Source organism: Kordia sp., assembly GCF_965224175.1.
In the GTDB taxonomy this organism is placed as follows: Bacteria; Bacteroidota; Bacteroidia; order Flavobacteriales; family Flavobacteriaceae; genus Kordia.
The window spans coordinates 678,267-702,210 of the sequence record NZ_OZ245041.1 but is presented as its reverse complement, the minus strand read 5'-3'; the positions used below and the strand labels follow the sequence as shown (position 1 = coordinate 702,210).

The following is a 23,944-nucleotide window of genomic DNA, read 5'->3' as shown; positions in this document are numbered from 1 at the left end:
AAAAATAAACGTGAACAAGAAGTTTGAATGCGTAAACGAGTCGTTTCAGTTAGGGAATGAGCCAATTTCCATGAAAAGCAGTTTCAAAAATAGCAAATGCCAATAGCCAATTTTCTTCTTCTTTTGTTGGAGTATCAGTAAGTGTGATAATTGGTGTTCCAAAACCTAAACCGTCAAAAACGCTAGACACTGTAAAGTCATAAGCAATATCATCATAATTTGGAGAAACATTAATTGTAGCTAATTTTCTTCCGTTGAGCGTTAAAGGAAACAAACCTTCTCCCAAACGATGATGTGTTCTTTTAAAGAAGTCTACATGAAAAGAAGCTTTAATAGGATGTTTTGCATGTCCAATTGCTTGCTGATTTGCATCATAAATAGTTCCAGATGTATCAAAACTACCTAACAATGCATTATCGCAATAAAAAGTAGCTGCCAGACCTGTAAACTCAAATAAAAATGTTTGTTTTTTGGTCATAGCTACCAAATGTCCTTTGGTATTCATTCCACGTTCTATGCGTTCAAAAGCAACAACAGGTTTTCGGTTTTCATTATAAATAAAGCCTGAAATCTTAGCATACGTAACAGCTTTTGTATAATTATATGTCATTGCATCAGTAACTTCACGGTACATTTCTGTTTTATGAGCAGCTAATTTCTTTCGCTTTTGAAGTACATTTTGGCGCATTTTATTTCGCTCATCTTCTATGAATTCTTTCGTCTTTGGAGTTGTCGATTTTTTGATCACAAAAGCAATCAACACAGCAAATCCTCCAACAAAAAGTATCATTAAAACAATGATGCCGATAAAAAATATTTTCATGAAGCTTGAATATTAATGAATAACAACAAATATACTAGAAAATACGCTTCAAAAATCCTTTCTTGCTTGCATCAACCTTACGTAAAATTGCTTCTTCTTCAAACTTAAGAATATTGATTGTAGAAGGATTTCCTAACAAATCTATTTCAGATCGATCGTGTGCGTCAATTACAATCTTTTCAGTAGCATTTAGTATAACTCTTGCTTGTTCGGTTGTTGTCACATGAATTTCTTTAGCTGTGAGTTCATGTGCAACGAATTCACCTTTTTCTTTTGTTTCTAGGTATAAAACGTCTGTTTGTCCGTTAACTTTTACGTCAGCAAACTCTACTTGTGATGTCAATTTAGAAGTTGTAACCGAAGCTTCTACTGTGGCGTCTTCAAAAGCGGTCAGTACTAATTCATTCGCAGTAACTTCATAAATATTTTTTGTTTTTCCGTAACTATTAATAGCTAGAGAATCTGCTTTTACCTTTAGATTTATAACAGCTTTGTCCATTGTATTGATTTCAGCTTTATTTATATTTAAAGTTGTGAGCGATTGTATTTCGGCTTCACTTTCTAAATGTATACGTTTTAAATCTTCAGAAATGGTAACGAAAATCTCCAATTTTTTATGACTACGAATCTGTTTTGAGGTAGAAATATTCAAAGTTCCATCTATAACATCAATATTAAATACCTCATGAAGATTCTCGTCTGCATTTACTTCTACTTTTGGAGTTGTTCCGTTGAGTAAAGTGATTTTGAGTTCTTCTTTCACTTCTAATGTTGTAAATGGATCAACTTCATAAATAACCGTGGTTACTTCACGATTTCCTTTAATTTTTTCTTTCTTCTGAGCAAATACAGAAAGAGTTGCTAATAAAAATATACTTACGATGATATGTTTCTTCATTTTATTACTATTTAATGCTGTAAAAATACTATTTCACGATTGCTCAATGCAAGGAGTTTGCCATTTTTTAGTAGAAAGCGTATGAAGTGTTATTTTTTTGGATTAACGGCATATGTTTTTATAAAAATTATTAAACGACATAGTTTAATAAAAAATATTCTTACTTTTGTTTAAACGATACCGTCTAGATATGCCTAAAATTGTTGCTTCAAAAAAAGATTGGATTAAATTGGGATACAAGCTATTCTCTGAGAATGGAGAAGGAGGCATAAATGTTGACAAAATGTCAAGATTACTGAATTGTAATAAATCAAGTTTTTATTGGCATTTTAAAACGAAAAAAGATTTTATAAATGAACTAATTGCTTACTGGATAGATATTGATACAACAAAAGTGATCAATGAAGTTGATGAACAGGAATTTCCTAAAGACAAAATTTTGAAACTCATTAAAGTTGCGTTTAGGAAAGATTCTAATCTTGATTTCATCTTTTATTTGAAGAAATATTCTCAAAAAAATAATACGATTCAAAAAATCATAGATCGAATTGATGATGAACGAATACTCTTTTTAATTGATCTGATCATAGGATTAGGATATTCAAAAGAACAAGCAGAAATTAAGGCATCAATTTTCTATAAATATCTAATAGGTTACCATGAAATGATAAGATATAAAAAGCAAAAAAAGAACTATTTAGTAGAAGTGTTAGATGAGATAAACCAATTTATAACTATAAAATGATGAAAAAAAGAGAGCGAAATATGTATTGGATTATTGCTGGTACGATAAATTTATTTACTGCATTGCTTCATACATTTGGAGGTCAAATAGATTTAGTTAATCCTTTATTAGATAGCAACTTAAACATTCAATCAAAAACCGAATGGCTTGGAGTTTGGCACATTGTAACCGTAATCCTATTTGTAAGTTCCTATTACTTGATCAAGTATGGACTAAACAAGATCAATAGTAGTTTACAGGTAATCCAACTTATTGGAATATTGTATTTACTGTTCTCTTTTGCATTCATCATAAGTAGTTTATATACAACAGAATTCGCTCCACAATGGATTTTACTATTACCGATTGGAGTGCTATCGTTAATAGGAATTAAATATGAAAATTAAAACAATACATTACTTTTCTGGACTGATACTTTCAATTTTTATTGGATTGCATCTATTTAATCATTTTATGGGAATATTTGGAGTAGAATCTCATTTAAAAACAATGGATAACCTTAGATATGTGTATAGAAATTTTGTTGTTGAATCTTTTCTTTTATTAGCTGTATTTGCTCAAATTGTTTCTGGATTAAAATTGTTTTTTTCCATTAGAAGCTCAAAGAATAATTTCTATAAAAAACTACAGATTTGGACAGGTTTGTACTTGGCAGTTTTCTTATGCATTCATGTTGGAGTAGTTTTGACAGGACGATACATTTTAGATCTTGACACTAACTTTTATTTTGGTGTGGCAGGTTTAAATACATTTCCATTAACCTTATTTTTTATACCTTACTATGGATTAGCAATTTTCTCTTTCTTTGGCCACTTATCTGCTATTCATTATCAGAAAATGAAAAAGACAATATTCGGATTTACAGTAGAACAACAATCAAAATTAATAGTATTTACTGGAATTTTATTTACAGTATTGATAATCTACGGATTAACAAACGGATTTACTGGAATTGAAATACCAGAAGAATATCAAATAATTGGAAAATAGAAATTGAACGAAATCAAAATAAAAAAAGGATAAGTACTTCAAAGAGCAGGAGAAGCCAAAACTAAGATTTACTTAGTGAAATCTGGTTTACTTCGTAGTTATACTATTGACAAGAAAGGTAAAGAACATATTTTTTTGTTTGCTTCTGAAAATTGGATTATGACAGATAGTACTTCTACCGATCAACCTTCTAAATTATTTATTGACGCTCTAGAAGATTCTGAAATAGCTATTCTTGAGAAAGGAAATGAAGATAAAATAGAACTACAAAAAATTCTCAACCGATTAGAGGCGCTTCAAAATAGAGTAATTATGATGATGAGTTCAACAGCTATTGAGCGTTACGAACATTTTATTAAAACCTACCCAAAAATCATTCAGAGAGTTCCACAACGAATGATTGCTTCATATTTAGGGATTACACCTGAAGCACTTAGCAAAGTAAAGAACAAACTTTTAAAACCTTAATCTAGATTAATGCATAATAAGTTTGCTTGAAATATTTTGTGCTTTTTAATTTAAATAATAAATAAATGAATGTTTTAGAAAGTGTAAAATGGAAAGCAAAAGCTAATGTTTCTGACAAACAGATGATTGACGCAGTTAACGAAATGGTTCCTGATTTAAAAAAATTAGACGGATTTATCAGTCAAACACTATACAAAGATAAAGATGATTGTTGGATTGATATTTATTATTGGGACACAACGGAAAATGCACATCTTTCAAATGAACGAATGGCAGATAAAGAATCATTAAAAAACTTGTTAGAGTTAATTCAACTGGAATCTGTGACAATGACCATATTAGAACCTTTACAACAGGCTAAGTTATAGAACTAAGGTAGTTACCAAAAAGAGAGAAAACACAGGGCTTTTAAGCTTACTTAAAAGTCCTGTTTTATTTCCAAAGTCGCCAAACAAAATTTAGTGTTTACTAAAAATGATAAAAGCAAAATATTTATATTTGACTAAATCTCAACGCGAAATGTATCGTTTTGTTATAAGCCTACGTTTCTTTATAAAATATTGACGATAATTAAGCACCCTAATTAATGTATCAAGAAATAAAACCATCAAAAAGAATTGATAGCGTAGTTGACTCTTTTTGGACTTTTTCGAAAAACAAATCGAGTGAGAATTTCAAGATATTACCCGATAACTGTACTGATATAATTTTCGACTTAAAGCAAAATAAAGGGTTTCTATCAGGTGTTATGTCAAAATATCAGCTTAGGAGATTATCGACTGAATCAGACTTAATCGGAATTCGTTTTAAAACAGAAAATTTTGGTAGCTTATCAAAAATTCCACTTGACGGAACAAAAAATTTGAAGATTGAATTATCAAGCATATTTCCCAAAGTTAACCTTGATATTTTGAGTCAGATAAATGATTTGGAGAATTTAAACACTAAAATAAAATTTCTTGAAAATTTCATAGAAACACTCTTCAAACAAAATTACACAACACAAGACCCAATAGTTTTATCAGTTGTAAAAAGTATAAGGTTATCAAAAGGCGTATTGACTATCAATAATTTAGCAAAATCACACCATATAAGTCTACGACAATTAGAAAGACGTTTTAAAAGTTATATGGGTTTGACCGTGAAGGAATTCTCAAATGTAGTACGCTTTGAGAATGCTAAAAAACGTATCAAATCATCTGCCGAAACAAGTCTCTTAAAAATTGCTTTTGATTCGGGATTTTTTGACCATTCTCATATGAATTATGAATTCAACCGAATTTCAGGCGAAAATCCAAGCTATTTTAGATAATGTCGTTTTTTTACAAAGCAATCCTTTTTTAGTCGAGTAACTTTGTTTTCAAATGATCAATGGTCTTAGTTTTATAAAAAAAACAAGGATGATGCCGCTAAAATTTGACAAACAAAAACTATAAAAATGGACATTCAATACGCATACACAATTCTTTACGTTTCGGACGTATCAAAAACTATAGAATTCTACAAGAAAGCATTTGGATTTGAGCAAAAATTTCTAACTCCAGAGAATGATTACGGAGAAATAAAATCAGGCAATACCACAATTGCATTTTCAAACCTTGAACTCGGGAATTCAAATTTTAAGAACGGCTTTTTAGAAAGTAAATTGAGTGAAAAACCATTTGGAGTTGAATTAGCATTTACGACGTCAGAAGTTGAGAAAGTAATGGATAATGCAATTGAGAACGGAGCAGTATTGTTAGCGCAAGCAGTTACAAAATCTTGGGGACAGCAAGTTGGTTATCTGAGAGATTTGAATGGCTTTATAATTGAAATTTGTACACCAATTCAAAATTAAGATTCATTATATAGTATTGAGAAGCAATTTGAATCTTTTTTATAAAAGTGGAAAAGAGATCAATTATTCTAGTTAAAAATACTCAAGTTCAAGGAATACTGCTAATAACTTCCATAGTTGATTACATAGAAATTTCTATTTGAAATTCCCACGTATTTGCTAACTTTGGTTTATGATGGAATAATTTTGCAGCATCATTCTGCAACAACACCATAGCCAAAACCATTGTGAGATATTAAAATGAATCTTCAAAATAGTACACAAATAGAGAGATATAATAATCTAGTTAGTTTCATAGATGAAAATTTCAAAGATGAAATAAAAATTGAAAAAATTGAAGAAATCAGTCATTACTCATATCGAAATATAAATCGCATTTTTCAATCATTGCATCATGAAACTATTGGTAAGTATATTAAAAGAATTCGATTGGAAAAATCTGCAGAATATTTAAAATATACCAATGAACAAGTCTCTGATATCGCAATAAATGTAGGTTTTTCTGATGTAGCTTCTTTTAGCAAGGCATTTAAGAATAAATTTAAATGTTCACCTGTTGCTTTTAGAAAAAATACTAATCAGCTTCATAAACCAATCGAACAAATTCGCAATGAATACAGCATAAAACCATTACCATTTACCATAGAAACACTTCCTGAATTTGATGTACTTTATCTAGAACACAAAGGCAATACACAAGATTTAAAAGCAATTGAAAAAACTTGGGATTCCTTTATTGAATATTGTATACACAAGAAGTTACTTTCAAACGAAAGTATATTTTTTTCAGAAACGATAGACGATAATGAAATTACAGATGATTGCAGATGTAGAACAAATGTTGCTTTAATTCTAAGAAAACCATTGAATTTTGCAATAGAAAATCTATGTCGAACAAAAACGCATACCATTCAAAAATACGTTAAATTCATTCACAAAGGTTCGGACGAAGAGCTGAAAAACACTTACAATAACATCTACGCCAATTGGTTAACAAAGATTCGATTAGAATTTGCCGATAAACCTATTTTGGAGTTTTATGTGAATCACCACGAGAAAATCGACAAAAAGGATTTGATTACAGAAATCTATATTCCCATACTGTAAATTGTCCAAAACGGACAAACAACCTGTTTAATGCCAGTCTTACTTTTGTAGTATGAAAAATTACAAATTTGACAAACACTGGTATCTGGGCTTCTTGGGCGTTGTTGGTTTTTACAAATTTCCTGAAATTATAGCTTATTTTCAAGGACAAGAGTCCATTTGGGGACTGCTGAATTTATTGTGGTTCACTTGGTTTGCTTACTTTTTCCCAGAATTCACAAAGCATTCTAAATGAAACAGATATGCAATCTAAGTTTTACTTGCTTGGTTTGTGTTTCATCAACTTCACTAGTATCATCTATTTAAAATTAAAAATCTAATATAACTTTTACAAGTATTAACGAACGGAACTTGTCGTAATTATTGATGACAATTCTGAGACAGACACAAAATATTTAAACATTCATTAAAAAAATAATACATGAGTTTCGCAAGATTAATATCATTATTTGAAGAATCAGGAATTATGCTATTTGTATCCTATCTTTTTCTATTCAATCTAGCAATTATTCTGATTGAAATAGTCATAGACTTTATTAAAAAGAGAAAAAGAAGTTGGAAAGACACTGGAGCAAATATTGCAATATTCGTAATGAATCAACTGTTGGAAAAAAGTATTATTGGTAGTATTGGTGTCATATTTTTAATTCCAATTTCTTGGATAGCACCTTTTGAAATTCCAATGAATATATGGACTTGGATAGTAGCTTTTTTCGTAGCAGACTTTACTTATTATTGGATGCATCGTTTAGAACACGAACATCGCATCTTGTGGGCGAGTCATAGCGTTCATCACTCATCAAAAGACTATAATCTTACTGTATCTATGCGCTTGAGCATCGTAGAAGGATTATTTGAATGGATTTTTCTAATTCCTATGATTCTTATTGGATTTTCCCCATTTCAAGCTATAGTAGGATTGGTTTTGGTAGCACAATTCCAAACATGGATTCACACAGAAAAAATCGGAAAACTCGGTTGGCTAGATAAAATTTTCAATACACCATCTGTTCATAGAGTTCATCATGGATCTAATGGAAAATATTTAGATAAAAATTATGGTGGATTTCTAATTATTTGGGATAGAATTTTTGGTACTTATCAAAGCGAAGAAGACAAAGTAGTATATGGTCTAACAAAAAATATTAATTCCAATAACCCAATTACAATCAATTTTATTGAATATAAAAATATCTGGAAAGATGTAAAAAGATGTAGAACACTTAAAGATAAACTACGCATTGTTTTCGGTAATTTAATATGGAAACCTAGCTATTTTAAGGAAACTAAAAAGTATTAATTATGAATTTATCAAAATCAATTGACTTTAGTTATATCGCCTTGTTTTTGTTACTTTCACAGTTCTTATCTGCTCAAAACAAACCTGAGTTAGATGCATCCGAACTTGATTTACAGCAATTATATATGATTTCCTATCAACATACTTTTAGTAAGTATTACAATGGCTGGTCAGTACATTATCGTGAGTTTAAAAAAGAGTCTGATAAATTTCAAATACCGATTACTTTAAGTTTTGGTAAAACCAATATAGATCAAAGTTTTCTAGAGCGTAAAAACATTAAAAATGTAGCTAATTATTCTCTAGGAATGGGATTTGATGGTTATGAATATCTAGGGAATGATTTTTATATTAATTTAGGAGTTGGAGTTTCACCAGGATTGGAAACAGTTGAACGTATTACAGTAGAGAAAAGTACAAAATTTTTGATTGAAGGTAGCATGAACACAGGATTTTTATATGTTCCTTTTCCAGACTTTGGACTTGTTATAGGAGGTAAAATAATAGGTAAACTGTCTAATTCTAGAGCTCTAAATCGTTCTTTAGGTTTTGCTATTGAAGCAGGTATTAATTTTTAAACTTTTAGGAATACATTTCGTGATTATTGCAAAAAAAACAGCTTAAAATCAGCTACAAAAATTTCGCTTTTAACTCAGGAGTTGGCATCATACAACTATCTTTTTTACCAAACCATTTGTAGCGATATTTTGCAACAAAGTTATAGCCTGCATCACGGAGAAATTTAGGAAATATCATAAAAACTTGCATCAAAGACCAAGCGCCACCAAATTCTTTCATGATTCTTAAAGCGGCAGTAGATTTATGATAATAACTTCCATCAGGTTCAAACAAAATCACAGAATCTAGTTTAGAAGCATCTAACTTCAAATGTTTTTGAATAGCAATTCCTACTTCAGACTGCAAAGAAGCATAACGAAATATGTCGTTTGTATCGCGTTCAATGATCTTGTTGATGAAACTATTGCACAAATTACAAACGCCATCAAACAATACGATTTTTTTATCTTTCGGTAAAGAATCTATCATTTTACTTTTTTTGAAATCTATTACAAAGATACGACTTTGGAAATTTTAAATTATAAATGTTGAATTTTAAATTTATAAAGGTCTTTCTAATTCTTTGATGCTTTCAAATATTCAATAGGATTCAAATAAAACATTTTTTTCCAACCTTGTCTGTCATTATCAATTTTCCAAGGATACGGAATAATTGTAGCAATCGCATAATGTAAATGTGGTGATTTTCCATTTGCATTTCCAGAGTTTCCAATTGTTCCAATTTGTTCATTTCTGCTTACATATGATAGGCTAGAAGTAGTAATCGTATCCAAATGTGCGTAATAATGTAACTTCCACTTTGGACCAAGTATAATGATAACATTTCCGCCAACATCTACAGTTCCTGCATATAAAACGATTCCTGATATAGCCGCATTCAATTGAGTTCCTTTTGTAGCAAAAATATCTACGCCTTTATGTGTAACCGATTTTCCCCAAGGATAATACCAAAAAGATTCCTTATTGTAATCATTAGAAGTAGCATTCTTAACGGGCATACTAAAATTCTCAGGAATCAAATAACCTATAATAATGATCATGAGAATTGTAATGCCAATTTTTCTTTTCATTGTTAGTTGATAAGTTGTGAATTTACAAGTGATAAAAATAAATCTGAAGTTTAATAGTTTCTATTTTAATAGAAAGGATTATTTGAACAACTTATTCAACATTCAACATTCAACATTCAACACTATTTCCCAGCTTGCACAAATTCTAATTGATCTACAGAAATACTTGTAGTAAACAATCCATAGTTCACTGTTGCTTTTCCTTTTTCAATACTGTCAATTGTTCCAACAGCTTTACCATCTGGCATTCGTACGCGATCGCCAACTTTTAAAACAACTTTTGGTTTCTCAGCTTCTTCTTTAGCAGCCTTTTTCTTTGCAACTTTCTTTTCTTCACGAATGACCGCTACTTTTTGAATGACTTCTTTTTTAGCTTCGCGCTGTTTTGCTTTTTGAACTTTCTTCTCTTTAGCAGTTTGTTTTTTACGTTTCGAGTTTTCAGTTTCTACAATACGTAAGAACTCAGAAATTAACGGACGTTTCTTTTTATTATCAAAATAACGTTCAGCAATTTCATTAATTTTATTACCAAGATGAATCATGCGTTTATCATGATCATATAACTGTTGATAGCTCTCTAATTTTGACTTTGTCTTGGTATTTAGAGCTTCCAAACGTTCGTTTTCTTCACGTGCTTTGATTTCTTCTTCCTTCAAGAGTTTTGAAGTTTTCTCCATAGCACTACGTTCTTTCTGTAGTTTTGCAATGGTAGCATCAAAACGAACTTTTCCACGTTCAATTTTTTTCTTTGCTTTATTGATTAAACTATATGGAATTCCATTTTTCTGTGCAACTTCAAAAGTAAACGAACTTCCAGCTTGACCTAAAGCTAATTGGTAAATTGGCAACAATGTCTTGCGATCAAACATCATGTTCGCATTTGTTGCATGTGGCAATTCGTTTGCCAATAATTTTAAATTGGAGTAGTGCGTTGTGATAATTCCAAAAGCTTCACGTTCGTAAAATACTTCCAGGAATGTTTCCGCCAAAGCACCACCTAATTCAGGATCACTTCCTGTACCAAATTCATCAATTAAAAACAGTGTTCTATTATTACACTTTTTCAAAAAGTAATTCATCTGTTTCAAACGATAACTATAGGTACTTAAATGATTTTCTATAGATTGTCCGTCTCCAATATCTGTCAAAATTCGATCAAATAAACACATTTTACTGCGTTCATGTACAGGAACTAACATTCCGCTTTGCAACATTAATTGTAACAAACCAATCGTTTTTAACGTAATACTTTTTCCTCCGGCATTTGGTCCAGAAATCACAATAATTCTATTATCCTGACTGAGTTCAATAGTTTGTGGATACGTTTTTTCGTTTCGCTCTTTATTTGTTAAATAGAGTAGTGGATGATATGCATCTTTTAGAAATAATTCACGTTTCTCTGAAATTTCAGGTAGAATTGCTTCCATAGAAGCTGCATATTTTGCTTTAGCATAACTTACGTCCAAATCGCTTAAGAAGTCTTGATATTCCTCCAAAAGTGGCGCAAACGGACGTGTAAAGTCTGTTAATTCCTTTAATATACGTGTAACTTCTTCCTTTTCTTCATATTCTAAATTCGATAGCTCTCGTGTATATTGTAACGTAATTTCTGGTTCAATATATACTATGCTTCCCGTTTTAGAATTTCCCATAATCGCACCTTTTACTTTGCGACGATGCATGGCTTTTACAGCTAAAACTCTACGGTTGTCAACAACAGTTTCACGAATTTCATCTAAATAATCTGCTTGATTATATCTGCTTAGTGCTGAAGAAAAACTCTGATTGATTTTTCCGCGAATGCTTAAAATTCCACGACGAATTCGTGACAATTCTGGAGAAGCAGAATCTTTAACTTCTCCAAAACGATTGATTACATTATCAATTTCAGTAATTAATACTTTCGTGAATTCAATACGTTCTGAACGTGATTGTAATGTTGGATAATATTCTTGAAACTTCTTAAAAAACTTAATTAATAAATTGACAGCACTAGAAATAGCCGAAATTTTACGAAATCCTTGAATTTCCAGAAAACTATTTTCTATTGCTAATAATTTAATTTCTAGTGATATTCCTTCAAAACCATGATTAGGAATCACGTTTTCATTCTCAAAAGATGCTAGGTATTCATTTACATAGGCAAGGTTGGTTAACAATACATCTTTATCATGAAAAGGTTGTGTATTATTAACTTTCTGTTTACCATATGTGGTCACAGCATGTTCGGAAACTTGTTGTAAAACAGTTTCGAATTCTAAATCATCTAATGTTTTGGAATGTATTTTAATCATTGTAAATTTGAGCTAATTTTTATCAGCAAGTCGGCGCAGATTTTTAGCCGATGCCAAAGGTACTTATTTATATGTTGATTGTAAAATCAATTTCAATATCATACACACGAAAATATGAACGTAAAAATTGAAGAAAGTTGGAAATTTCATTTGCAAGATGAATTTGAGAAGCCATATTTTAAAGAATTATCTGCTTATGTTAAGTCAGAATATTCGCAAAATAAATGTTTCCCAAAAGGAAAAGACATTTTTGCAGCTTTTGATCATTGTCCGTTTCACAGATTGAAAGTTGTCATTATTGGACAAGATCCATATCATGGAGTGGGACAAGCAAATGGTTTATGTTTTTCAGTAAATGATGGAATTCCACATCCACCATCATTAATTAATATTTTTAAAGAGATTAAACGTGATATTGGAGTCGATACGCCAGTTAGTGGAAATTTAGAACGTTGGGCTAAACAAGGTGTTTTATTATTGAACGCAACTTTAACTGTACGAGCACATCAAGCAGGAAGCCATCAAAAACAAGGTTGGGAAACATTTACTGATGCTGTTATTAAAGTTATTTCAGAGAAAAAGGAAAACGTTGTCTTTTTACTTTGGGGCGGATTTGCCAAGAAAAAAGGAGCAAAGGTTGATAAGAATAAACATTATGTATTAACTTCAGGTCATCCATCACCTTTGAGTGCGAATCGTGGATTTTGGTTTAACAATAAACACTTTAGTCGTTGCAATGATTATTTAGTAAGTCAACGTATAGAAGGAATTCGTTGGTAATTTGCTGTCACTTTTAATATTTATCGACTTCATCTGTTAGACTGGATTCGTTCTTGAAATATTAGTGTTGGCTTATATTAAATGTTTCTTAGAAGCAAATCATTGAGCTATTCAATCTTATAATCTTTCAATTAAAATTAAATGAATTAAAAAAGGTTGCAACACTAATGTTACAACCTTTTGTATATATAATTGGATAGTTTTTCCTTAGTATACTTCTACGCAAGAAGCTTCTTCTGCATTTGCAGTCATAATGTAGTTTTCTTTTGCGTCATCTGCATCAGCAAAGTTAACTCCTTTACCCATACAGTTAGATCCACAAGATGCTAATAATAAACCTGCCGCTGCGATTAATAATAATGATTTTTTCATAATGATAGTAGTTGTAATGTTAATAATCTGATAAATTGTTTTGTAAGCTAGAAAGTAACATTTTGCCCTTATTACTTTCTGATATCAAATGTAGTATGTCAATCCTTATTTGGGACATTTAATCGATTACATGTTTAAATTTTCGTTAAATGACACAAAATCGCTCTTTTTTGTCGATTCACAGGGTTAAATGCACCACTCGTCGACACTTTTTCCCTTTTTAAAAGGGGAAAAACCCCCTAAAAGAACAGGTGTTTATACGTGTATTAAAATTTAAACAACTGAATATCAATATTTTAATATTTTTGCAGATCATAAAAAAAGCGCTCTATTGAACGCTTCGACGAATGGTTCGTTGAATGGACTATGAAATTTTATGAGTTAATTGGTCATAAGTCCATTTTTCAGGTATAATATCTAAACTAAGTAGTTTGTCTTGTACTTTTGTAATTGTTTCTTCGTCAATGAGTTCCTGACTCCATTCTGTTAGCGACAACCATTTTTGTACATCTTCTAGTTGTTGTTCGTAACGAGAAGCAATGGTTTCATCGATATTGGGAATGTCTTTAAACTGCGCTGTCATTGCGTTGATGATTTCTAATATTGTTTTAACAGTTTCTTCATCTTCTTCTAACAATTCTGAACGCACTGCAATTACAAAACATGGCCAAGGAGTAGGGCAGTCATCAACTCTTTTAAAAATCCCTTGATCTACTAAAGGTTTTGTAGTGAAATGTTCCCACATAAAGTAATCACCTTTTCCACGGTTTAATCCGTCAATAGCGCCTTCAAGGTTATTAATAACTTCAAAACCTAAATTTTCTGTGTCCCAACCATTATTTTCAGCATTGATATATGCCATAAGATGTGAGCCAGAACCATAACGACTTATGGCTGCCTTTGTTCCTTTTAAATCGTCTATGGTTTCATAAGTAGCATCTGCAGCAACGTGAATTCCCCAAATTAATGGCGATTGCACATAGGTTTGTACAATTTTAGCAGGATTTCCAGCTATGATATCTTTAATGATTCCTTCCGTAAGGATAACAGCTAAATCAATTTTTTTATTTCGAAGTGCTTTACACATCGCACCAGTTCCTCCAGGATAATCTTTCCAACGCAGATTGATGCCTTCTTTTTCGTAAGCACGTTCTTTAAGTGTTAGATACCAAGCTAAATTGAAGTGTTCTGGAACTCCGCCGATATTAATTTTTTTCATTTGGGGATTTTTAAACGAGTTTTCCTAAGGTATATTGAATTAATTGATCAACAGTTTCCTTTGGTGTTTTGCTGAACTCTCCAAGTGGTCGGTTCGCAATGATTGCATTCATAGAAATAGAGCGATGTCCTAATAGATTTGCTAATCCATAAATTCCGGCAGTTTCCATTTCTAAGTTTGTTATTTTTTTATCATTATGATTGAATGTAGCAAGTTTGTCATTTAGTTGCTCATCTTGAACATTTAATCGTATTTTTCTACTTTGTGGACCGTAAAAACCAACATTTGTAGCTGTAAATCCTAAAACGGTCTTTTCAGACGATAATTGGTCGACTAAATTTGAATTTGCTTTCACAACATATGGATCTGATTTTTTAGAAGACCAATTTGTTTGTTGTATAAAGGCTTCTGTTATTGCTGCATCTAACACATGATCACTTTCGTAGAAATGCAATAAGCTATCAAATCCTATTGCTAATTCACTGATTAAAAAGCTATCTACAGGAATATTTTCTTGAATAGAACCAGAAGTCCCAATACGAATGATATCTAATTGTGTGAAATTATCTTTCACTTGGCGTGAATTAAAATCAACATTAACAAGTGCATCAAGTTCATTGAAAACGATATCAATATTATCGGTTCCAATTCCTGTGGAGATTACGGAAATACGCTTTCCATTTAATGTTCCAGTATGCGTTACAAATTCACGTTTTGCTTTTTTAACTTCTATAGTGTCAAAATATTTACTAACAGAAGAAACGCGATCAGGATCGCCAACAGTTATAATTGTTGTTGCAATGTCTTCGGGAAGTATGTTTAAGTGATAAATGCTTCCATCAGGATTTATAATTAATTCAGATTCAGCTATTCTATTCATGTTTTGTGAGTATTTGTTTTGATGGATGATAGCAATATTCATATTTACTACAATTGCCAAAAAAGGTATCATCCGAAAGTTGATCGTAGAAACTTTGTATGTTATCAATAGCCAATAAACCTTGTCTATTTAATGTTAATCGATCATTTTTAGTTTCAAAAAAGGTAGCTAATTTATGAATTATATTTTTGATTTGTAAATCGCCAAATCCATAATAGCCTTGATATTGTAGAATGTATCCAATAAGTTGTCGTGTGCTTTTTATTTCTTCTTTGTGAATGATTTTTAGAATGTGAGTTTCTAAGACATTCATTCCGTTTGAAACTGAAGGAAATCGCTTTAAGTGTGCGTTTATACAGTTAGATAGATACGGAAATGAAGAAGTAAGCGTGATGTATTTTTTAAAATTTGTATGATCGTCTGTACAATAGAGTTTCCAGAGTGTATCAGCTAGATCAATATCTTTTTGTGTTAATTTAATTTTTTGTTTGTAATGTTCTTTTAATTGTACATCTGTAAGTTCGCCAATGCCTTTTAGATTTGGTTCATTGTCAACCCAACCGCTACATACTAAATATATATTCCCAGAAACTTTGAGTTGTTTTAGGTAACTTAAAGCTGCAATCATATTGATATGACAAAAAAGATCGTATTCAAACCAAAGAACAATAGAAGTGTATTTGGCAAAATTAGTTGTTAAGAGTGGAATTAAGAACGATTCATCATACGTAATTTCAGTATCTATGAATTGTTTTAAATAGTCAATTCGGACATCTTTGAAGGCATCAGATTTTAAATCATATACTGTTTTTCCTTCGCAAAGCATTTCGCGCCAAACAAATTGATCTTCTTTAATTCCTACTGCGTCCAATCGAGGTACGAGCGCGTCTCCATTTAATATGTGTATTGTTTTATCGAGCATATTAGCCTCCTACACGTTTTACATTGTATCCTTCTTTTTGTAGAATTTGTACAATTTTATCTCTATAATTCCCTTGAATAATGATTTCGTTGTCTTTAGTACTTCCGCCAACACCACATTTTACTTTTAGGAGTTTAGCTAAAGTCTTTAAATCATCTTCCGTTCCTACAAAACCTTTAATAACGGTAACTACTTTTCCTCCGCGACCTTTGTTGCTAAAATGTGCTTCTAAATATTGGTCTTTAGGAATTAATGTTTCTTCAACGGCTTCATTTTCTAATTCAAAATCATCATTTGTAGAAAATACAAATCCTCCTAAATCTTCTAAGCCAAGTTTTTTCTTTGCCATATTATTATAAACGTACTATTATTAATTTTGAGATAGATAAATATACTTAATTTACCATAGCGAAAACATCTACAAGATCATGTTTTTTTTCAAAAAATAACACTGATAACAATTGCTATCAGTGTTATACTATATTTCTAAAATAAATTGTTTTTACTTTTTAATCAATCCTAGTTCAACTAAACGTTGATTTAGGAATTCACCAGCGGTAATATCGTCAAATTTCTTCGGATTGTCTTCATCAATACAGTTTTCTAAACAATCTAAAGGCATTTCGCTAATAGGATGCATAAAGAAAGGAATAGAGTAGCGCGATGTTCCCCAAAGTTCTCTTGGCGGATTTACAACTCTATGTATCGTAGATTTCAATTTATTATTACTGTGACGCGATAACATATCTCCAACATTGATAACTAATTCATCTGGTTCTGCAATAGCATCTAACCATTCGCCATCATGACGTTGTACTTGCAATCCTTTTCCATGTGCGCCCATTAATAATGTGATCAAATTAATGTCTCCATGTGCAGCAGCACGAACTGCATCTTTAGGTTCATTGGTAATTGGTGGATAATGAATTGGTCGTAAAATACTATTTCCGTTCTTAATAAAATTGTCAAAATAGAATTCATCCAATCCTAAATATAAAGCTAGAGCTCTTAATACGTAAACACCTGTTTTTTCAAGCATTTGAAACGTTTCTTTTCCAACGGTATTAAAATTTGCTAATTCATTAACGGTAACATTATCTGGGTATTCTTCCTTTAGTTTGTCATTATCTTCTACATATTGTCCAAAATGCCAGAATTCTTTCAAATCACCAACTTTTCTACCTTTGGCACTTTCTTTTCCAAAAGAAACATAACCACGTTGTCCTCCAATGCCTGGAATTTCATATTTACTCTTTGTTTCTAATGGTAAACCGAAGAATTTCTTGATTTCATCATACAAATTATCTACCAAAGTATTGCTCAGAAAATGACCTTTTAAAGCAACAAAACCAATGTCTTCATAGGCTTTTCCAATTTCATCAATAAACTTTTGTTTTCTCTTTGGATCGTCTGACAAGAAATCTGTAAGATCTACGCTTGGAATATTTTTCATGTGTTCGTATGTATTATTTTTAGTGTCACATGTTGTTCGCTATAAATCATCCTTTTAGGAAATAACGTTTTCTACATGCTCGTTTCATGTAATTCAAGTTTAAATTTTTAAGAAACAAATGATGTGGAATGAATTTAGGTGTAATTCCATAAAACCAATTGTTAATAACTTTATAGCCGTTAAAGGCTTGTTTTTACAAATGTAGCTAAAAATATACGGTTGAAAAAAGAGAGTTATTAACAATTTCAAAAATTATGTAAATGTGCTTTGATGAACCGTTTTTTTTCTTGATTTTTGAATATATAATTAATGGAACGCAATCAATGCCAACTACACAACAACCAATGTTATACAAAAAAGGAAATTTGACCAACGATACGTTGATCTCATTATATAAAAAAATGCTCAAACCGAGAATGATAGAGGAGAAGATGTTAATTCTTCTACGTCAAGGAAAAATCTCAAAATGGTTTGGCGGAATTGGGCAAGAAGCCATCGCTGTTGGTGTCACTTCTGCATTAACAAAAGATGAATACATCTTACCAATGCACAGGAATTTGGGTGTATTTACAACACGTGAAATTCCTTTGTACCGCTTGTTTTCACAATGGCAAGGGAAAGCAAATGGTTTTACAAAAGGACGCGATCGTAGTTTTCACTTTGGAACGCAAGAATTTAATATTGTTGGAATGATTTCACATTTAGGCCCGCAATTAGGTGTGGCAAGTGGAATTGCTTTGGCAAACAAATTGAAAGAAAATAAGCATGCATGTGCAGTGTTTACAGGAGAAGGTGGAACGAGTGAAGGAGATTTTCATGAAGCTTTAAATGTAGCTTCAGTGTGGAGTTTACCTGTTTTATTCTGCATTGAAAATAATGGTTACGGATTGTCTACACCTACGGCAGAACAGTATAATTGTGAAAATTTGGCCGATAGAGGAAAAGGCTACGGAATGGAGTCGCACATTATTGATGGTAACAATATTTTAGAAGTTTATACTAAAGTTTCTGAACTAGCAGATAGCATCCGAGAAAATCCAAGACCAATTTTATTGGAATTTAAAACATTCCGTATGCGTGGTCACGAAGAAGCTAGCGGAACAAAATATGTCCCAAAAGAATTAATGGATGCTTGGGCAGCAAAAGATCCTTTAGATAGATATCGTAATTATTTAACTTCAGAAGGAATTTTAACCTTAGAAATTGAAGAGGCATTTAAGACAGAAATTGCAAATGAAATTAATGAAAATTTAAAGCTTGCTTTTGACGAAGAAAAAATAAATTCAACTAAAAGTAAAGAATTAAGTGATGTGTACAGAAACACTTCAAATGAGGTAGTTAATCCAATCGATATAAAAGAAAATATTCGTTTTGTAGATGCAATTTCTCAAGGATTAAAGCAATCAATGGAAAAGCATGATGATTTAATTATCATGGGACAAGATGTTGCTGAATATGGTGGCGTTTTTAAGATCACTAACGAATTCATTGATCAATTTGGAAAAGAACGTGTTCGCAATACACCTATTTGTGAGTCTGTGATTGTTTCAGCAGCTTACGGACTTTCTGTAAATGGAATGAAAGCTGTAATGGAAATGCAGTTTGCTGATTTTGTATCTAGTGGATTCAATCCAATTGTAAATTTATTAGCAAAATCACATTATCGCTGGAATCAGAACGCAGATGTTGTGGTTCGTATGCCATGTGGCGCTGGAGTAGGAGCTGGACCTTTTCATTCACAAACAAATGAAGCTTGGTTTACAAAAACTCCAGGCTTAAAAGTTGTATATCCAGCGTTTCCATATGATGCCAAAGGATTGTTAGCAACAGCTATTAATGATCCAAATCCTGTGTTATTCTTTGAACACAAGGCTTTATACAGAAGCGTATACCAAGATGTTCCAACAGATTATTACACATTACCACTCGGAAAAGCTTCTTTATTAAAAGAAGGAAATGATATTACAATTATTTCTTATGGTTCTGCAGTACATTGGGCATTAGATACTTTAAATAAAAACCCAGACATTGCCGCTGATTTGATCGATTTACGTTCGCTTCAACCGTTAGACACAGAAGCAATTTTCAATTCAGTAAAGAAAACAGGAAAAGCTATCATTTTACAGGAAGATTCGCTATTTGGAAGTATTTCTAGTGATATTTCAGCAATGATTATGGAGAATTGTTTCGAATATTTAGACGGACCTGTAAAACGTATTGCAAGTATGGAAACTCCGATTCCTTTTGATCAAGGATTAGAACAACAATATCTACCTAAGAATGAGTTTGAAGCTGCTCTAAAAGAAGTTTTAGCTTACTAAAATCATATCTTTATAATTCATAAAAAAAAACCTGACATTATGTTAATGTCAGGTTTTTGCATATTTAGTAGTGAATAGTGTAACAATCATCTTCTTGTTACAGTTTCTTCTTCAAAAGTGCTTATTTTTAATTTCCCACTTTTGCTATTGATTTTGTAATGAACTAGTACCTTATCTACTGTACTATTGCAATTTTTTAATACTGTATAATTTCCTTCTTTTACAGCCGCAGTTAAGGTTACTTTGTTGCTTGTTTTGTTTTTTGATAGATAATGATTCACTTTCATACATTGCTTTGAATCATAAATAGTAACACTGTCGATGGTTAGATCGACAGTGTTATCAAGTGTTATCTCAAAAAGATAGTTAGTGTACGGTTTTGCTGATTTGATACCTTGTACAATGGTTTGTTTTTTAGAAGATATCAGCTTAATACCTTCATTACAAGCCATTATATTGAGTGTTAGAATGCACAATGTGAGTAATATCAAAAACCGCTTCATTAATTAACAACAATTTTCTTTGTTAGACTTCTCCCTTCATTTGTAATTTTAACTAAGTATAAACCTCTGCTTACGCCTGTTAAATCTACTTTTTCTTCCGTAGAAGTCGTTTTTATTTCTTTTACTACTGAACCAATCACGTTGTATACAAGGATATTTGTATCTCCTGATAAGTTATTTAGTTTAACTGTAAAGTTTTTATCTACTGTAGGATTTGGATATACTTGAACAGCTGAAGAAGCTAACTCATTATCATTAACAGATAGTGAAGCTGCATCAATAGCTACTTCCCAAACACCACGACCAAAAGTAGCAGCTCTTAATTTTTCTGTAGCGTAGTGAATTTCAACATCGTTTACAATTACATTTGGCAATCCTTGTCCAAGACGTACCCAATCACCTTCAGAATCTGTTCTGTAATACACTCCTAAATCAGTCGCTAAGAATAATTCTCCATCTGTAGTTCCTGTTTTATATACAATTTTGTGTGTTGGAATATTTGGTAAACTTCCAGTTATATCTGTCCATGAAACACCAGCATTTGTAGATTTATAAACTTTTCCGGCTTGGTATCCTGAATACGCTATGTATACTTCAGAAGGATTCGTTGGATGCACTTCAATACTTTTCACATTTCCACCTTGTGGCAAGCCAACATTTGTCCAGCTTGTTCCTCCATTTCCTGTTAGACGAACAGTATTTCCTCCAGAAACATAAATTACGTTTGGATTAGATGGTGCAATAGAGATGAATTCAATGCTTCCTACACCAGAGTTTAAGTTTGTCCAACTACTTCCGCGATTTGTAGATCTGTAAATATCACCAAATCCTCCAAAAATTGTAGATGGATCTGTTGGGTGAATTTCTAATTCCCATACAAAAGGAGCTCCTCCTGGTGTACTTATAAATTGTGAACTAGCGAAACCATTTGTAGTTCTAAACATAGCTCCAGCTTGACTACAAGTCCAAGCAATATCGCTATTTGAGTAATCCCATAATCCTTCAACACCATCACTTCCTGGGTTTCTACCAATCCAATCTGTTCCGTCATATTGCCCTATATCATTATCTTGCGCTCCAGCAATTAATAAGTTTGCGTTTTGTGGAGTTCCTGATACATTATAGTATTGCGTAATTGCAATTCCTGAAGATAAATCTGCCCAAGGAGTATCTAGAGATGCGTCTCCCATAAAAATTCCACCATCATTCACAGAAATAGCAGTATTTGTTCCTGGTACAAATTTCATATCATGATGATCAGAATGCACATAGAAATAAGGATTTCCAGCAGTCCAATATCCGTCAAGATATTTTTCCCAAGTAACTCCACCATCTGTAGAACGCCACCCGTCGACACCACCAGCAATCACTAAGTCAGCATTTAACGGCGAAATTGCTAAGGTTACATTATATCCACCTTGTGAACTATATCCAGGAATACTAGAAATTTGAGTCCAGTTTACACCTGCATTTGTAGATCTTCTAATTCTTCCTCCGTTATCGATACTTAAAATTAAGTTTGGATTTGCAGGAGTTACTGCAAAATCTAAACGACTAAACGCAGGTCTTGTAACTTCTGCCCAAGTAACTCCATTATCTGTTGATTCATAAAAACGTCCAGTTCTTGAAGTCGCATATAAGTTTGTGTTACTTCCTGGTACATATTCTATATCGTTAAAAATTGCATTATTCTCATTAACAACATCAATCCAATTTAATCCTCCATTTGTGGTTCTTTTAATACTGCTAAGCGTTGTAGCAAATACTGTATCAGGGTTATTTGGATCAATTAATAATTTACTAATAATATTGTTTTCTCCTAAAGTAAAAGAAAGTCCTGTGGTATTCCAAGTAGTTCCGCCATCAGTGGTTTTTAATACTCCAATAGATCTGTTTTGGAAACCATCAGCATCACCTGTTGCTGCGTATACGATGTTTGTATTTGTTGGATTAATTACAATATCAGAAATTCCCATATTTGGAAACTCATCACCTTGAGCTGTCCAATTTGCTCCTCCGTTAGTAGTTTTCCAAACACCACCGCCTGGCGCACCAACATACATTGTATTTGTATCATTACCATTAAAAGCAACTGCATTTATACGTCCCATCCCAGGATAAAAACCAATATTAGACACAGGAAATGTAGTAGGTCCTAAAAGCGACCAATTTACTGTAGCAACACTTCTTCCATTTATTACTTCTTCTTCATGGCGTGCTTGTTCTGATCTCCATATGTTAGATGTGTGTGCTGCAGACATGAATCGTCCATTTGGAAGTACACGATCTTTCCAAAAAGCTGCCCAACGTTCAAATTGTTTAACTTCTTTTCTACTTTTGCGATCGTTATTTTTTCTGATCGGATTCAGTCTTTGTTTCTCCTGTTCTACAATTTCAAAATAGTTACTGTTTTCATCAAGAGTTGATGTCCGCCAATTCTGCTTTTGCGCTTGCGCAGAAAATCCTAAAGCTAAGATTCCAACAAGCGATAAGTAGTAGTTCCTTTTCATGCAATTTTTTAGTTTACGGTTGGTTAACAATTTCTTTGCACTTAAAACAGTCTATTTTTAAAACACCCTACTTTTTAACATAATTATTTATAAAATACTTTTAAGTGCCAAATTTAGCAATCTCATTATTAGTTAATTGTGAATTATTTTAAAGAATGTGTAATTTTTAATTTTTTTTCCTGTCTAAAGCATAAAAAAAGATATAATGAGTTTAACAGCAGAATTAAAAAAATATGCGGATGAAAGCGCACAACGTCATCCAGGAGAAGCACAAGTTGTTATGAAAAAAGCAATAGATGATTTGGTAGCTTCGCAAATGATTGCACAGGCATATAAAACAGGAGCTAAACTTCCAGAAATTATCCTAAATAATGCTTTAAATACTGAAGTTAATGTGTATGACATTTTAAAAGAACATAAAGTAATTATTGCTTTTTACAGAGGAAATTGGTGTCCATATTGCAATATTCAATTGCGAGCATTGCAACAAGCTATTCCTGAGTTTGAAGCCAAAGGTGCTAAACTTGTAGTAATTGGACCAGAAACACCAGATAATTCTCTAACGACAAAAGAAAAAAACGAATTGACTTTTGAAGTTTTATCTGATATAGACATGAAAGTTGCTAGAAATATGAATCTAGTTTATGAAATGCCTACAGATTTACAGGAATTGTATAAGAAATTTGGTATTGATATAGAAGGTAATCAAGGAAATACAAATTTTGAACTACCAATTGCTGCAACGTATGTTGTGGAACAAGATGGAACTATTTCATATCACTTTTTAGAGGAAGATTACAAATTAAGAGCCGATCCGAAAGCTATTTTAGAAGCTTTATAAAATCATTTGAAAAAACCGTTTTAATTAACGGT

General features: G+C 31.8%; 27 protein-coding genes. 14 read left to right on the top strand and 13 right to left on the bottom strand.

Annotated elements, in window-relative coordinates; all coding sequences use genetic code 11:
• Positions 1-49: 49 nt before the first annotated feature.
• Both ACOQOS_RS03315 and ACOQOS_RS03310 read right to left on the bottom strand, forming a co-directional pair.
• Positions 50-823, bottom strand: a complete 774-nt coding sequence (locus ACOQOS_RS03315; RefSeq protein WP_420573542.1) for a hypothetical protein — start codon at positions 821-823, stop codon at positions 50-52.
• A 34-nt stretch (positions 824-857) separates the two neighbouring features.
• The gene (locus ACOQOS_RS03310; protein WP_420573541.1) at positions 858-1,721 is read right to left on the bottom strand and encodes a GIN domain-containing protein; all 864 of its coding nucleotides are present in this window, start codon (positions 1,719-1,721) and stop codon (positions 858-860) included.
• Between the two features lie 190 nt (positions 1,722-1,911).
• Here ACOQOS_RS03310 and ACOQOS_RS03305 point away from each other — a divergent pair, with 190 nt between their 5' ends.
• From ACOQOS_RS03305 to ACOQOS_RS03255, 11 genes are all read left to right on the top strand, one after another.
• The gene (locus ACOQOS_RS03305) at positions 1,912-2,466 is read left to right on the top strand and encodes a TetR/AcrR family transcriptional regulator (RefSeq protein ID WP_420573540.1); all 555 of its coding nucleotides are present in this window, start codon (positions 1,912-1,914) and stop codon (positions 2,464-2,466) included.
• Positions 2,463-2,852, top strand: coding sequence for a hypothetical protein (locus tag ACOQOS_RS03300; RefSeq protein WP_420573539.1), 390 nt, complete (start codon positions 2,463-2,465; stop codon positions 2,850-2,852). The genes ACOQOS_RS03305 and ACOQOS_RS03300 overlap by 4 nt, the downstream gene beginning before the upstream one ends.
• Positions 2,842-3,456, top strand: coding sequence for a hypothetical protein (locus tag ACOQOS_RS03295; RefSeq protein ID WP_420573538.1), 615 nt, complete (start codon positions 2,842-2,844; stop codon positions 3,454-3,456). Before ACOQOS_RS03300 ends, ACOQOS_RS03295 begins: the two co-directional genes overlap by 11 nt.
• A gap of 75 nt (positions 3,457-3,531) precedes the next feature.
• Positions 3,532-3,924, top strand: a complete 393-nt coding sequence (locus tag ACOQOS_RS03290; RefSeq protein ID WP_420573537.1) for a Crp/Fnr family transcriptional regulator — start codon at positions 3,532-3,534, stop codon at positions 3,922-3,924.
• Positions 3,925-3,989: 65 nt separating this feature from the next.
• On the top strand, positions 3,990-4,292 hold the full coding sequence (locus ACOQOS_RS03285) for a hypothetical protein (RefSeq protein ID WP_420573536.1): 303 nt from the start codon (positions 3,990-3,992) through the stop codon (positions 4,290-4,292).
• A 218-nt stretch (positions 4,293-4,510) separates the two neighbouring features.
• A complete protein-coding gene (locus ACOQOS_RS03280; protein ID WP_420573535.1) occupies positions 4,511-5,236 on the top strand; it encodes a DUF6597 domain-containing transcriptional factor in 726 nt (241 codons plus the stop codon).
• Positions 5,237-5,362: 126 nt separating this feature from the next.
• Positions 5,363-5,761, top strand: a complete 399-nt coding sequence (locus ACOQOS_RS03275) for a VOC family protein (protein ID WP_420573534.1) — start codon at positions 5,363-5,365, stop codon at positions 5,759-5,761.
• Positions 5,762-6,001: 240 nt separating this feature from the next.
• Positions 6,002-6,868 (top strand): AraC family transcriptional regulator, encoded by an 867-nt coding sequence (locus ACOQOS_RS03270; RefSeq protein WP_420573533.1) that lies wholly within the window; start codon positions 6,002-6,004, stop codon positions 6,866-6,868.
• Positions 6,869-6,920: 52 nt separating this feature from the next.
• On the top strand, positions 6,921-7,103 hold the full coding sequence (locus tag ACOQOS_RS03265; protein ID WP_420573532.1) for a hypothetical protein: 183 nt from the start codon (positions 6,921-6,923) through the stop codon (positions 7,101-7,103).
• Between the two features lie 186 nt (positions 7,104-7,289).
• On the top strand, positions 7,290-8,168 hold the full coding sequence (locus ACOQOS_RS03260; protein WP_420573531.1) for a sterol desaturase family protein: 879 nt from the start codon (positions 7,290-7,292) through the stop codon (positions 8,166-8,168).
• 2 nt (positions 8,169-8,170) lie between these two features.
• Positions 8,171-8,746 (top strand): hypothetical protein, encoded by a 576-nt coding sequence (locus tag ACOQOS_RS03255; protein WP_420573530.1) that lies wholly within the window; start codon positions 8,171-8,173, stop codon positions 8,744-8,746.
• Between the two features lie 52 nt (positions 8,747-8,798).
• Here ACOQOS_RS03255 and ACOQOS_RS03250 read toward each other — a convergent pair whose 3' ends face one another.
• From ACOQOS_RS03250 to ACOQOS_RS03240, 3 genes are all read right to left on the bottom strand, one after another.
• Positions 8,799-9,215: a thiol-disulfide oxidoreductase DCC family protein gene (locus tag ACOQOS_RS03250; protein WP_420573529.1), complete on the bottom strand. Its 417-nt coding sequence runs from the start codon at positions 9,213-9,215 to the stop codon at positions 8,799-8,801.
• A gap of 86 nt (positions 9,216-9,301) precedes the next feature.
• Positions 9,302-9,817 carry a M23 family metallopeptidase gene (locus tag ACOQOS_RS03245; RefSeq protein WP_420573528.1) on the bottom strand — a complete coding sequence of 172 codons (516 nt, stop codon included), beginning with the start codon at positions 9,815-9,817 and terminating at the stop codon, positions 9,302-9,304.
• Positions 9,818-9,939: 122 nt separating this feature from the next.
• Positions 9,940-12,111: an endonuclease MutS2 gene (locus ACOQOS_RS03240; protein ID WP_420573527.1), complete on the bottom strand. Its 2,172-nt coding sequence runs from the start codon at positions 12,109-12,111 to the stop codon at positions 9,940-9,942.
• 114 nt (positions 12,112-12,225) lie between these two features.
• On the opposite strand from ACOQOS_RS03240, the gene ACOQOS_RS03235 reads away from it, so the two are divergent.
• Positions 12,226-12,891 (top strand): uracil-DNA glycosylase, encoded by a 666-nt coding sequence (locus tag ACOQOS_RS03235; RefSeq protein ID WP_420573526.1) that lies wholly within the window; start codon positions 12,226-12,228, stop codon positions 12,889-12,891.
• 207 nt (positions 12,892-13,098) lie between these two features.
• Here ACOQOS_RS03235 and ACOQOS_RS03230 read toward each other — a convergent pair whose 3' ends face one another.
• The 6 genes from ACOQOS_RS03230 to ACOQOS_RS03205 form a co-directional block, all read right to left on the bottom strand.
• Entirely contained in the window at positions 13,099-13,263 is a 165-nt protein-coding gene (locus ACOQOS_RS03230; protein ID WP_420573525.1) for a hypothetical protein, read from the bottom strand.
• 364 nt (positions 13,264-13,627) lie between these two features.
• Positions 13,628-14,482, bottom strand: a complete 855-nt coding sequence (locus ACOQOS_RS03225) for a substrate-binding domain-containing protein (RefSeq protein WP_420573524.1) — start codon at positions 14,480-14,482, stop codon at positions 13,628-13,630.
• 10 nt (positions 14,483-14,492) lie between these two features.
• On the bottom strand, positions 14,493-15,362 hold the full coding sequence (locus tag ACOQOS_RS03220) for a nucleoside phosphorylase (RefSeq protein ID WP_420573523.1): 870 nt from the start codon (positions 15,360-15,362) through the stop codon (positions 14,493-14,495).
• Positions 15,355-16,284 (bottom strand): DUF1835 domain-containing protein, encoded by a 930-nt coding sequence (locus ACOQOS_RS03215; RefSeq protein ID WP_420573522.1) that lies wholly within the window; start codon positions 16,282-16,284, stop codon positions 15,355-15,357. The genes ACOQOS_RS03220 and ACOQOS_RS03215 overlap by 8 nt, the downstream gene beginning before the upstream one ends.
• A gap of 1 nt (position 16,285) precedes the next feature.
• Entirely contained in the window at positions 16,286-16,633 is a 348-nt protein-coding gene (locus tag ACOQOS_RS03210; RefSeq protein ID WP_420573521.1) for a translation initiation factor, read from the bottom strand.
• A gap of 153 nt (positions 16,634-16,786) precedes the next feature.
• Positions 16,787-17,737, bottom strand: a complete 951-nt coding sequence (locus tag ACOQOS_RS03205; protein ID WP_420573520.1) for an isopenicillin N synthase family dioxygenase — start codon at positions 17,735-17,737, stop codon at positions 16,787-16,789.
• 344 nt (positions 17,738-18,081) lie between these two features.
• On the opposite strand from ACOQOS_RS03205, the gene ACOQOS_RS03200 reads away from it, so the two are divergent.
• Positions 18,082-20,058, top strand: a complete 1,977-nt coding sequence (locus tag ACOQOS_RS03200; protein WP_420575125.1) for an alpha-ketoacid dehydrogenase subunit alpha/beta — start codon at positions 18,082-18,084, stop codon at positions 20,056-20,058.
• Between the two features lie 86 nt (positions 20,059-20,144).
• Here the strand turns inward: ACOQOS_RS03200 and ACOQOS_RS03195 are convergent, their stop codons facing one another.
• Positions 20,145-20,510 carry a hypothetical protein gene (locus ACOQOS_RS03195; protein ID WP_420573519.1) on the bottom strand — a complete coding sequence of 122 codons (366 nt, stop codon included), beginning with the start codon at positions 20,508-20,510 and terminating at the stop codon, positions 20,145-20,147.
• 50 nt (positions 20,511-20,560) lie between these two features.
• Positions 20,561-23,071, bottom strand: coding sequence for a VPS10 domain-containing protein (locus ACOQOS_RS03190; protein ID WP_420573518.1), 2,511 nt, complete (start codon positions 23,069-23,071; stop codon positions 20,561-20,563).
• A 205-nt stretch (positions 23,072-23,276) separates the two neighbouring features.
• Between ACOQOS_RS03190 and ACOQOS_RS03185 the strand changes: the two genes are divergently transcribed.
• Positions 23,277-23,912, top strand: a complete 636-nt coding sequence (locus tag ACOQOS_RS03185) for a peroxiredoxin-like family protein (RefSeq protein ID WP_420573517.1) — start codon at positions 23,277-23,279, stop codon at positions 23,910-23,912.
• The last annotated feature ends 32 nt before the right edge of the window (positions 23,913-23,944 follow it).